Source organism: Heyndrickxia coagulans DSM 1 = ATCC 7050 (genome assembly GCF_000290615.1).
GTDB lineage: Bacteria > Bacillota > Bacilli > Bacillales > Bacillaceae_C > Weizmannia > Weizmannia coagulans.
The window spans coordinates 16,751-28,607 of the sequence record NZ_ALAS01000119.1 but is presented as its reverse complement, the minus strand read 5'-3'; the positions used below and the strand labels follow the sequence as shown (position 1 = coordinate 28,607).

Here is an 11,857-nt window from a genome sequence, read left to right as displayed (position 1 = left end):
AACCGAAATTCATCTCCCACCTACTCATTGGTGCGATTCGCACCTTCACATTCCTTGAGGATGGGAGACTTCTTTCGGAAAGCCGTTAAAAAATCCTTCCAGCAGGCTGGAAGGATTTCTTTTAACCAATATGCAAATAGGAGGTTAACCTTTCTTCGTCAAGCAGGCTACCAACATAAAACGGGCCGAATTCCCCATACCTTGCGCTGGCTTCGTCAAACCGCATTTCATAGACGATTTTTTTGAACTGCAGGGCATCATCGGATAATAAAGCCACACCCCATTCGTAGTCGTCAAGCCCGGTGGAACCGAGAATATATTGTTTTACCTTGCCGGCATATTTGCGCCCGATCAATCCGTGGCTTTTCATTAACTCCTTGCGTTCCTCCATTGGCAGCATGTACCAGTTGTCATTGCCTTCGCGCCGTTTATCCATCGGGTAGAAACAGAAGTATTTGGATTTCGGCAATGTCGGGTAGAGCCGCTCGCGGACACGCGGATTTTCATACGCAGACTCGTCCGCTTTCCCGCCGCGCACATAGTTGCTCAGTTCATTTACACCGATGTACGAATATGCCGGAATGGTAAAATCAGCAATCCTTAATTTATTTAAGGCTGTTTCAATTTCTTCGAGGTCTTCCAGGGCCGGCCGCATCGTCCATAAAACAAAGTCGGCTTTCTGGCCGGTGATGGTGTATAAAGCATAAGCCCCCTCGTGTTTGCTTTGGATGGCATCCAGTTGCTGAAGAAATTGCCGGAATTCTTTCACAGCCGCATCCCTTTCTTCCGCAGGCAGCGCCTTCCAGCCCGCCCAGTCGAGAGAACGGAAATCATGCAGTGAGTACCAGCCATCTAGTGTTTCTGCTGCTTCGCTCATTTTTCTCCCTCCAAATGTTTTTCTCTTCCCTTACTATAACACAGTTTAGAAGAGGGAGAAAATATTACGGCTGCCGCGAAATTGTCTAAAAGAAGCCTTCTTTTGCCTTTGATTTTCCGGAAAAATGGATTATTCTTAAAATGGATACCGTTATACGAGGAGTGTTGAGCGTGAGTACATTTTTTGACGGAATAAAAGAAAAAGTGCGGGGGCACAACAAAACGATTGTTTTCCCGGAAAGTTCGGATGAAAGAGTTTTAACAGCTGTCTCACGGTTTGCATCCGATGAAGTGATCCGGCCGGTTTTAATCGGGAACAAGGACGAAATCCAGGCAAAAGCACGGGACATCGGTGTTTCCGTCGAGGGCGTTGCAGTGTATGACCCGGAAGAATATGCAGGTTTTGAAGAAATGGTGCAGGCTTTTGTGGAACGGAGAAAAGGCAAGGCGACGGAGGAAGATGCGCGCCAAATATTAAAAGACGTCAATTATTTCGGCACCATGCTTGTCTATTTGAAAAAGGCGGACGGTCTGGTAAGCGGTGCCATCCATTCGACGGCTGATACAGTCCGGCCGGCATTGCAGATCATTAAAACAAAGCAGGGCGTGAAAAAAGTTTCCGGCGTCTTCATTATGGTGAGGGGCGAAGAGAAATTTGTTTTCGCAGATTGTGCAATCAATATTTCACCGGACAGCCAGGATTTGGCGGAAATAGCTGCGGAGAGCGCAAAAACTGCCCGGACATTTGATATTGAACCAAGGATTGCGATGCTGAGCTTTTCAACAAAAGGCTCCGCCCATTCCGATGAGACGGAGAAAGTGGCGCAGGCTGTCCGGTTGGCAAAAGAACGCGATCCGGAGCTTGTGGTGGACGGCGAGATGCAGTTTGATGCTGCGTATGTGCCGGCTGTTGCACAAAAGAAAGCGCCGGATTCCGTGATTCAGGGCAATGCAACCGTGTTTATTTTTCCAAATCTGGATGCGGGGAATATCGGTTATAAAATGGCCCAGCGTCTTGGCGGTTTTGAGGCAGTTGGCCCGATTTTGCAAGGTCTGAATGCGCCTGTCAATGATTTGTCGCGCGGCTGCAATGCGGAAGATGTTTATCATTTGGCTTTGATTTCCGCGGCACAAAGTTTGTAAGGGAGTTGCCAGGCTTCCGGCTGTTGGGTGGACAAAGTTTGGAGGAGAGCGGGTTGATCCTTGGGAGCAGCCCGGCAGGCAAATTGCCGGCAATGTCCGCATCCGGCAGCATTGTAATTTTTTTAACTAAATGAAATAAAACTGTGTATCCATGCCGCAAGGATTCGGCATGAGCGGAAAAGTGGCAAACAGCCGGCACAGTAGTAAAGCTGTTGGACATTGCGCGGGAAAATGGCCTTTGGTATGTGGCCGGGACTCCTCTTTTCCGGCTTGCACCCTCCGGAAGCGCCGGGGATTAGAGTGCTTGCCTTCTTTTGGTTTGGCTTTTGCATGATGCCAAACCTTTTTTATGTTTTATACGGCCGGAGAGAAGGCATTTTATAATGAAAGAATTTGGGGAGAAAAGGGAAAAGGCTGAATTTGATCGTATTGGGAATTTATGTGCAGCCGGGGCAATTTTTACTAAGGCATGCGATAGCCGATGGTTCAGCACTGCTCTCGAATCCTTGCCAATAGAGGGGTTTCGAGCGCAGCTTTTTGGTAGTCAATTCGGCATGATATGATAGTAGTAAAATAAATGGGGGAAGGATCAACATGGAAGAAGCGCTGCAATTGCTGAAGCAGCCCGAGTGGCGGGTGATGGACCAGTCCGGGTTGGGCCCGCAGTTTGAAGCGGCCCAGTCATTTGCGATGGACGACACATTGTGCACCTCTGTAGGGGCAAACGCCTCCCCGGCTGTTGTCCGGACATGGGTGCATCACGACACCGTCAGCCTGGGCATTCAGGATACAAAATTGCCCTTTTTTGAGGAGGGGCTGGCTGTTCTTAAAAATAGAGGATTCCGGTATATTGTCCGTAATTCAGGCGGGCTTGCCGTTGTATTGGATACGGGCGTGCTGAACATTTCGCTTGTTATGCCGGATACGGAAAAGGGGATGGATATCAACCGCGGATACGAAGCGATGTTTAAGCTGGTCCAAATGATGTTTTCGGATTTTCCGGTTGTAATTGAAGCGGGGGAAATAGCAGGCTCGTACTGCCCGGGGAGTTATGATTTGAGCATTGGCGGGAAAAAATTCGCCGGCATCTCCCAGCGGCGGGTCAGGAGAGGGGTGGCTGTCCAGATTTATTTATGCGTGACGGGCAGCGGCGCCGACAGGGCAGAACTCGTTCGGGATTTTTATGAGCGGGCAAAACAGGGCGCGGAGACAAAGTTGCAATACCCGTGTGTCCGTCCTGAAGTGATGGCTTCTTTGTCGGAGCTTTTACAGGAAATACTCACGGTCCAGGACGTTTTCATGCGGCTTTTGCAAACGCTGAAGACGCTGGGGAGCCGGCTTGTGTCCCGCCCGCTTTCGGAACAGGAAACAAAATGGTACGGCAAATATTATGAACGCATGCTGGAAAGAAACGCCCGGTTTTTGTAAAGAATGGATGATAATGGGCCATTCCTTGATCTGATGAAAGACATTCTTGAGGTGTGGCCGGAGTCCATTGTCTTTCATGTGCGGGATGAAGGACAATTTAAAGTGGCGGTAGCCCGTTTTTGTCTTTCATCGGGCGAGTGAAGGACATTTGGAGGTTGTGGTGAGATTGTTTTGTCCTTCATGGGGCGGATGAAGGACATTTGGGGCCGGTGATGGCCTCTGTTTTATCCTTCATGAAGCGGATGAAAGACATTTTGATACGCGGCTGGGAGGGCACTGAAAAAGACCCCCGGGTAACAACGTCCAATTGTTTTTTAGAATGGCTCCAAAAGACAAAACACACCGGGGTCAAAAAGCCGATGCCCGGATGATTGCCTGCCCCGGGCATTAAAAACCCATTGAGCATGCACCGCCCAATGGGTTTTGTTGTTTGCTCGCCCGGAACTTATTCTGCCAGCTTTTCGAGGTTGCCGTTGCGGTCCATTTTGAACTTAGTCGCGCCGGTTTCGTCTTCTTCGAAAAGGACGTATTTTCTCGCGCGGTTCATGATTTTCATCAAGGTTTCGTAGTCTTCCTGCATGGTAACCGAACCTTCTTCGAGCTCTTGGACACGTTTTTTCAATTCTTCCGTTTCCTTTTTCAATTCCTGGTTTTCGTGCTTCAATCTTGCATTCTCACTTTTTAAAATCGTGCTTTGGAATTGCGTATTGTTCAAGTATTGCAGATAGCTGATGACCTTGACAAGGCTCATATCCCCGTTGCTTTCGGTCGGCTGTGAAACTTGCGGGCTGCCGTTTTCAGCTTCTTCCCCGTCCGGAGCCGGTTGTTCTGGAAATTCAGCAAGCGGCATTTCGCCAATTTCCTCGAGTGTTGGAACCGGCGGCTGGTACAGCAGTTTCTTTTTCCCGCCCTGGTCTTTTCCAAGCAGGCGCTGGCGTTGTTTGCGCTGTTTTTTTGCAAGCTGCAGCGCCTGTTCGTAATTATGGCGGACAACCGCATTCCAGCGGAAACCGCAGGCGGCGGATGTACGGTTCAGCTTATCGCCGACTTCCTCAAAAGCATTCAGCTGTGTGCTTCCTTCGCGCACGTGGCGGAGCACTGTTTCCGCCAGCAACAAATCATCTTCTTCGCTCCACGCATCTTGGCGTGATTTCATTCTCATTACCCCCAAATGTAAATTTTTTGTTTGTACTAAGAGAATGGACAAAAAACACGCAATTTATACCAATATGGTAAAAAAATAATAGAATTTTAGCGCGCAAACGGATTTTTGCTTTCGACAACACAGACAGGCGGGTACACGGGGGAAGCCAAAAAGCCCCGTTAGCGTCTGCCCGGGCACGGATAAATGCAAGGGGTTTAAAAAGCGCAGCCACACGCTGGCGGGGATTGGAAAATATGGCAAGAAAGAACGGGTTTCCTAATTAAAATGTGCAGCGCCACAAGCTGTGGGCATGGAGACCGCCAATGCTCTCCAACCACCTGGTCGGTTTAAAAAGTGCAGAGTCAAAGCTGGTGCGAACCGCTGTTTTACGCTTACCGCGCCCGGCCGGTGTTAAAAAAATGCAGCGCCACAAGCTGGTTCCCCTATAGAAACTGTAAAATCAAGCATTTTCGAAAGAGGCGGTCTTCCATCGGGGGGTATTCATTAGCCCCGCGCATTTCCAAAAGCTGCCCGTCCGCATATTACAAGCTTTTTTTCTCGGGCTTGTCCCGGTATAATAGAATTACGACATCAGGAAGAGGGTAAAGCATGGAATACGCCAAACGTAAGCTCAGTGAGGAAAAAGTGTTTAAAGACCCTGTCCACCGCTATGTCCATGTGCGTGACCGGGTGATCTGGGACTTGATCGGAACAAAAGAGTTCCAGCGTTTGCGCCGGATCCGGCAGCTCGGCACGACTTACCTGACTTTCCACGGGGCGGAGCACAGCCGTTTCAGCCACTCGCTCGGCGTCTATGAAATTGTCAGGAGAATTACAGATGATGTTTTTAAAGACCGGGTGAACTGGAACGGAAAGGACAGGCTGCTGTCGCTTTGCGCTGCGCTTTTGCACGATCTTGGCCACGGCCCGTTTTCCCATTCGTTTGAAAAAGTGTTCGGTATGGACCATGAGGAGTTTACAAGGCAAATCATCCTCGGGGAGACGGAAGTCAATGAAGTATTGCGGCGGGTCGGCAGAAATTTCCCGAAAAAAGTGGCGGAAGTGATTGCGAAAACTTCAGAAAACAAGCTGGTGGTCAGCCTGATTTCAAGCCAGCTTGATGCGGACCGGATGGATTATTTGCTGCGCGATGCGTACTATACAGGGGTCAGCTACGGCCATTTTGACATTGAACGGCTGCTCCGCGTCATGCGCCCGCATGAAGACCAGGCCGTTTTTAAATATAGCGGCATGCATGCGGTCGAAGATTACATTTTAAGCCGTTACCAAATGTACTGGCAAGTGTATTTCCACCCGGTGACAAGAAGTGCGGAAGTGATTTTAACAAAAATTTTGCAGCGCGCGAAAACGTTGTACGATGCCCGTTATCCGTTCAAACACGGGCCCAGCCATTTCCAATCGCTTTTTGAAGGCAGGCTTACCCTGCGAGATTATTTAAAGCTGGATGAGCACATCATGCTGTATTATATTGAAGTTTGGCAGGAAGAAGATGACCCGGTTTTGCGGGATCTTTGCGCCCGCTTTGTAAACCGGAATCTGTTTAAATACATTGAGTTTGACCCGGCAAAAGAATTTAAGGTGCACAGCCGGCTTGAAAAGCTTTTTGAAGAAGCCGGGATCGACCCGAACTATTATTTGGTCATTGATTCGTCTTCAGACCTTCCGTACGATTTTTACCGGCCGGGCGAGGAAGGGGAACGGCTGCCGATCAATTTGCTGATGCGAAACGGCGACCTGAAGGAATTATCAAGGGAATCGGATATTGTGGACGCCATTTCGGGGAAAAGAAGAACGGATCATAAATTGTATTTTCCGCTTGATTTGATCGAAGACGAAACGACACACGGGGAAAAGAAAAGGGAAATTGCTGCTTTGCTGAAACTGCCCCGGAGTTCGGAAATTTAGTCAGGAGTGAATGGTTTGTGTTAGAAGATCATGTGAAAATAATGGGTGCGCTTGCCATAAGCGGAGAGATTGTCGGGCGTAAAAAGCTGCAAAAAATGATTTATATTGCGAAAAAATTATCCTTCCCGTTTCAGGAAAAATTCGAGTTCCACTTTTACGGCCCGTATTCTGAAGAGTTGACGCTCAAAGTAGAGGAACTGACCAATCTCGGGTTTGTAAACGAAGTAAAAGAGAAAAAAGGCGGATATGTCCAGTACCGGTATACGGTGACAGACGAAGGCCGGGAATTTCTGGAAATGTACGAACCGGATCTGCCGGGGCTAGATGCGTGCTTGGCAGAAATGAACGGGCAAAATGCGCGTTTCCTTGAACTTGTTTCAACCGTCATGTATTTTGACACGCTTCCGAAAGAGGAAGTAAAAGAGAAAATCTTTACATTAAAACCGAAGCAGCGTTATACAGAGGAGGAAATCAACGAGGCGTACGATTACATAGAAAAATTGAAAAAAATCGCCAGGCCCGTCCAGCAGGCTTAGCGATTTTTTCACCCTTATTCGTCGCTTTTGCGGACGCCGCCGACAGCATAATGGTTTTTTGACATTTCTTCAATAAAAACGGTAATGTTTTCTTTCGGGGCGCCTACGGTTTCGCTGACCGCGGCCGTTACTTTTTCGACCAGCGCTTTCTTTTGTTCGTCTGTACGGCCTTCCAGCATTTTGACAGTTACATATGGCATATGGTGCATCTCCTTTTGGATGTTTTCATTTAAAAATTGTAAAGTCTTTTTTGCCCGCCTGCAAGTGGCACTTTTAAAACAAGTGAATACCGAATGAAAATTTTGTATACTATAGTCAATATATTGTTTTTAAAGGAGACCGGTACGTGGAACAATTACAACAGTTTTTGGCATATCCGTTAAGGGATATCCCGATTGTCGCGGCGGTGCTGATCATTGCTTTTACCGTCCATGAGTTTTCCCATGCTTATACAGCTTATTTGTGCGGCGACCCGACTGCCAAACGCGAGGGGCGGCTGACATTGAACCCGGCGCAGCATATTGACCCGCTTGGCGCGCTGCTTATTTTTGTCGCCGGCTTCGGCTGGGCGCGCCCTGTCCCGGTAAACCGCTACCGTTTCAAAAATCCGCGCCTGGCAGGGGTGGCGGTATCTTTTGCGGGCCCTGCCAGCAATTTTTTGATGGCGTTTATCGGGGAAATCATCTTTTATGTGCTGGTGGCAACCGGGCTTGGCGCAGGCCTGCCATGGTTTGTCCTTTCCTTTTTCAATTATTTTGTCTGGCTGAATCTCGTATTGTTTATTTTTAATTTAATTCCGCTTCCGCCGCTGGACGGGTACCGGATCATAGAAGATTTGGTTTCGCCGGGGGTACGGGCAAAATTGACGCAGTACGAGCAGTACAGCATCGTTGTATTTCTGGTCCTGCTGGTCACGCCGCTTGGCCGGTATACGATCTCGCCGCTGCTTAACAGTGCGGTTCCGTCGATTATGAAGGGATTCCAGACCATTGTTTCCGTATTCGGATAGATTGCCATTGAGAGAAAGGGGATGTGCAAGATGGCTAAAGAAAAGAAAAAGGCAGAATTTAATATTATTAAAAATGCGCCGACTGACGGCCATAAAAGTTTTGGCACCGGGGCGCTGAACCTTGAAAATGTCTCGCCGGTGATCATTGATGTCAATGAAGGCACGGCGGTTGTCGATATTGGGGCGATGCATGCAAGGAGCGCCGTGGAAAAACGGGTGAGATTTTTCCCCGACCGTTCGGAAGTCCCGGAAGAGGGGGCAAAACCGTACTGGCTTGTGTGGGTGACAATTGAACGCGGCGAAAACGGGCCTTATTATCACGGGGTGACAGCCTGCGAAATGGTGGTCAACAAGGAAAAACGCCGTGGCTACAAATCGCTGCCGGAACATGTCAACCGCCTCGACAAGTCGATGAAGGGCCATATCATTGTAGACCATATGGACGACCGGTCCAAAAAAGTGCTGGCAGACTTTTTAAAAGGCCACAGCAGCGAGATGTGGAACTTATCCAGCGATGAATTGAAAGAAGCATTAAAGGCCTGACCCCGCGCATTTATTTTTGCGTAAGGAACCGGCCGAAATTTCACGATGCATTGAAGGAGCAGGAAAGGCCTGACCGCACAGCGGACAGGCCTTTCTGTTTGCTGTTTTAAAAAAACGGGAACAGTTTTTCAAGCCAGTTCCGGTGCTTTTTCGGGTACAACTCATTTTCTCCTGCAGCGGGATGTTTGCTGCAGGGCTCGGCCGGTTCGGTACCGGATATAAAGTATGTCAGCCTTGCCACCGGGCAGTTAGCGGTTGCGATTTTCCCGGTGGCAGGATCGATTTCAACACCGGTTACGCCTTTGGGCGGCTTAAATTCCGTTACAGGGCGCCCGTCAAGCGCCTTTTCCATAAACCGGGCCCATATTTTTTTGGCGTACATTTTATCGGCGGCCAACGTGATTTCCTGCCCGTTGTCGTATCCGACCCAAACGCCTGATACAAGCTGGGGCGAAAACCCGATCATCCAGCTGTCCGTGTTGGTGGAGCCGGATTTGCCGGCGTACGGGCGGGTGAGGTTTTTGACAATGGAGGCGCCGGTGACACGGGCATAGCCGTTCAGGCGCTTGTCAAACATGCCGGTCATCATTTGCGAGGTGACAAACGCCGCCGCTTTGTCCAACACCCGTTTTTTCTCGTGTTTGTCGTATGCATACAGGACGCGGCCTTTATAATCTTCCACTTTTGTGATGAAAACAGGCCCGTTTTGAGTGCCGCCGTTTGCAAGCAGGCTGTAGGCGTTCACCATATCGAGCAGGTGCACGCCGGATGTGCCGAGCGCAAGTGACGGCACTTTTTCCATTGGGGTTGTAAGGCCGAATTGTTTTGCGGTTTGGACAAGCACATCCTGCCCGAGCAGCAAATGGGTTTTCACGGCGTAAATATTATCTGAAACGGCGAGCGCCTGCATCATCGTAATGTCCCTATTGGCATACTGGCTGTTGAAATTATGCGGCCTGTATGAAGATCCGCCCGGCCGGAAAACGGTCGGTTCGCTTTTGAGCATCGTTGCCGGCGTGAATCCGTGGTTCAATGCAGCATAATAAAGGAGCGGCTTCATGGTGGAACCGGGCTGGCGCGTTGCCTGTGTGGCGCGGTTAAAGGAACTTTCCGCATAATCGCGGCCCCCGGTAAGTGCGGTTACGAAGCCGTTTTTCGGATTGATTGCCGCAAAACCGAGCTGGATTTGCGAAGATGCCGGAATGATTTCCTTCACTGTTTCTTCGGCAATTTTTTGCTGCTTCACATCAAGGGTGGTATATACTTTTAATCCCCCGAGCGCAATCGTCCGGTCATCAAACCCGAGTTTTGTTTTCAGCTGTTTTTTCACAAGGTCCTGGAAATAAGGGGCGATCCGGTTTGTATCCGGATCCGCTTTTTGCATGATTTTTACCGTTTCATTAGCGGCTGCTGCTGCTTGTTTTTTTGTAATATAGCCGTTTTTCACCATCGATTGCAAAACAGCAAGCTGCCGTTTTTTCGCTTTTTCCGGCGAAATGACAGGGGAGTAGACTCCGGGTCCGTTTGGAATCCCGGCAAGCATGGCGGCTTCGGCAAGTGTCAGCTGTTTGGCGCTTTTCCCGAAATAGTACCGGCTTGCGGCTTCAATCCCGTATTTTCCATGCCCGTAATTGATCGTATTTAAATAGCCTTCCAGAATCCGGTCTTTGCTGTAGCTGGACTCGAGCCGGACCGTGTAGAATGCTTCCTTTAATTTTCTTTCCCATGTTTTATCAAGCGTTAAAAACAGGTTGCGGGCGTATTGCTGGGTAATGGTGCTTGCGCCCTGCACCTTTCCCATTGCTTTCATATCGGCAGCGACCGCCCCGGCCATGCGCCGGTAATCAAAGCCGTGGTGATGGTAAAAGTTTCGGTCTTCGATTGAAATGGTCGCGTCAATGGCGTTTTCGGAGATGCCGTCAAGCGGCACCCAGTATCTTTGCTGGCCGCTGTTCGACTCGCCGATTTGTTTGCCGTTTTGTGCATAATAAAGCGTTGATTGCGGTACGGACAGCGGCGGCGGACCGAGAATTTTTGCATACAGATAGACAGCTGCCGTTAAGGCAGACAGCAGGATGGCGAAAGTAATCAGGGCAAACAGTATCAGGCGCAGGCCCCATTTGGCTTTCCGGATCTTTGGTGTTGTCTGTGTCTCCATCATCCGCACCTCTTTTTCTCCTTATTTCCTTAGTATTTAGTAAGAGAGGAAATTTTAAACACCGGAACCGAAAAAAGGATGATGGGAAGGGTGGCCCGCTGTAAAAAGATTCTTGCTTTTTTTCGGAATTTCACTATACTTTTTCCATGTGTCCGAAATTGTGAAAAAGAGGAGAAAAAGATGAGATTTGACGAAGCTTATTCAGGCCATGTTTTTATCGGGGCAAGCCCGGATTATGAAAAAAGCCGGGTGGTGCTTTACGGCATGCCGATGGACTGGACAGTCAGCTACCGCCCGGGTTCACGGTTCGGCCCGGGGCGCATCCGGGAAGTTTCAATCGGGCTCGAAGAATACAGCCCGTATCTTGACCGGGAACTTGCTGAAATCAGCTATTTTGATGCCGGAGATATGCCGCTGCCGTTCGGCAATCCGCAAAAAAGCCTTGATATGATTGAAAATTATGTCGGGACATTGCTCGACGACGGGAAATTTCCGTTCGGCCTTGGCGGCGAGCATTTGGTGACATGGCCGGTGATCCGCGCCGTTTACAAAAAATACCCGGATCTCGCTGTCATTCATTTTGATGCCCATACCGATTTGCGCACGGATTATGAAGGCGAGCCGCTTTCGCATGCTACGCCGATCCGGAAAACGGCGGAGTTGATCGGGCCCGCGAATGTGTATTCATTCGGTATCCGGTCCGGCTTAAAAGAGGAATTTGAATGGGCGGAAAGAAACGGCATGCATATCGCAAAGTTTGAAGTGCTTGAGCCGCTCAAAAAAGTGTTGCCGGCGCTTTCCGGCCGCCATGTGTATGTGACGGTCGATATTGATGTGCTCGATCCCGCTTTTGCGCCGGGGACAGGGACGGTGGATGCCGGCGGGATCACCTCAAAAGAACTGCTGGCATCGATTCATGCGATTGCCCGTTCCGGCGTGAATGTCATTGGTTGTGACCTTGTTGAAGTGGCACCTGTATATGATCATTCCGAGCAAACAGCCAATACGGCTAGCAAGCTCGTGCGCGAAATGATGCTCGGCTGGGTGAAGTAACGGAAAACCCGGCACCGGCTGCGGGGGCGGGTGCCGGGTTT

At 49.6% G+C, this 11,857-nt stretch carries 11 protein-coding genes; 7 read left to right on the top strand and 4 right to left on the bottom strand.

The genetic code is table 11. The features are described from left to right. Positions 1 to 121 precede the first annotated feature (121 nt). A complete protein-coding gene (gene hemQ, locus IC21_RS06295; RefSeq protein ID WP_029142427.1) occupies positions 122 to 877 on the bottom strand; it encodes a hydrogen peroxide-dependent heme synthase in 756 nt (251 codons plus the stop codon). Between the two features lie 140 nt (positions 878 to 1,017). Between hemQ and pta the strand changes: the two genes are divergently transcribed. Both pta and lipL read left to right on the top strand, forming a co-directional pair. Beyond that, positions 1,018 to 2,019 carry a phosphate acetyltransferase gene (gene pta / locus IC21_RS06290; protein ID WP_142236793.1) on the top strand — a complete coding sequence of 334 codons (1,002 nt, stop codon included), beginning with the start codon at positions 1,018 to 1,020 and terminating at the stop codon, positions 2,017 to 2,019. Positions 2,020 to 2,613: 594 nt separating this feature from the next. Further along, a complete protein-coding gene (lipL, locus tag IC21_RS06280; RefSeq protein ID WP_029142430.1) occupies positions 2,614 to 3,447 on the top strand; it encodes an octanoyl-[GcvH]:protein N-octanoyltransferase in 834 nt (277 codons plus the stop codon). A gap of 445 nt (positions 3,448 to 3,892) precedes the next feature. Here lipL and IC21_RS06275 read toward each other — a convergent pair whose 3' ends face one another. After that, positions 3,893 to 4,603 (bottom strand): RsfA family transcriptional regulator, encoded by a 711-nt coding sequence (locus tag IC21_RS06275; protein WP_017550339.1) that lies wholly within the window; start codon positions 4,601 to 4,603, stop codon positions 3,893 to 3,895. 597 nt (positions 4,604 to 5,200) lie between these two features. Here IC21_RS06275 and IC21_RS06270 point away from each other — a divergent pair. Continuing rightward, complete coding sequence (locus tag IC21_RS06270; protein ID WP_017552678.1) at positions 5,201 to 6,517, top strand: HD domain-containing protein; 1,317 nt, start codon at positions 5,201 to 5,203, stop codon at positions 6,515 to 6,517. A gap of 17 nt (positions 6,518 to 6,534) precedes the next feature. Continuing rightward, on the top strand, positions 6,535 to 7,053 hold the full coding sequence (locus IC21_RS06265) for a YwgA family protein (protein WP_029142431.1): 519 nt from the start codon (positions 6,535 to 6,537) through the stop codon (positions 7,051 to 7,053). Positions 7,054 to 7,067: 14 nt separating this feature from the next. Here the strand turns inward: IC21_RS06265 and thmT are convergent, their stop codons facing one another. Continuing rightward, positions 7,068 to 7,253 (bottom strand): 2-hydroxymuconate tautomerase, encoded by a 186-nt coding sequence (gene thmT / locus IC21_RS06260; protein WP_013860775.1) that lies wholly within the window; start codon positions 7,251 to 7,253, stop codon positions 7,068 to 7,070. Positions 7,254 to 7,399: 146 nt separating this feature from the next. Between thmT and IC21_RS06255 the strand changes: the two genes are divergently transcribed. Beyond that, a complete protein-coding gene (locus tag IC21_RS06255; RefSeq protein ID WP_029142432.1) occupies positions 7,400 to 8,062 on the top strand; it encodes a site-2 protease family protein in 663 nt (220 codons plus the stop codon). A 30-nt stretch (positions 8,063 to 8,092) separates the two neighbouring features. After that, the gene (locus tag IC21_RS06250) at positions 8,093 to 8,605 is read left to right on the top strand and encodes a YwhD family protein (protein ID WP_013860773.1); all 513 of its coding nucleotides are present in this window, start codon (positions 8,093 to 8,095) and stop codon (positions 8,603 to 8,605) included. A gap of 106 nt (positions 8,606 to 8,711) precedes the next feature. Here the strand turns inward: IC21_RS06250 and IC21_RS06245 are convergent, their stop codons facing one another. Continuing rightward, entirely contained in the window at positions 8,712 to 10,763 is a 2,052-nt protein-coding gene (locus IC21_RS06245; protein WP_029713825.1) for a transglycosylase domain-containing protein, read from the bottom strand. 180 nt (positions 10,764 to 10,943) lie between these two features. Here IC21_RS06245 and speB point away from each other — a divergent pair, with 180 nt between their 5' ends. After that, positions 10,944 to 11,816, top strand: coding sequence for an agmatinase (speB, locus tag IC21_RS06240; RefSeq protein ID WP_017552682.1), 873 nt, complete (start codon positions 10,944 to 10,946; stop codon positions 11,814 to 11,816). Positions 11,817 to 11,857: the final 41 nt, after the last annotated feature.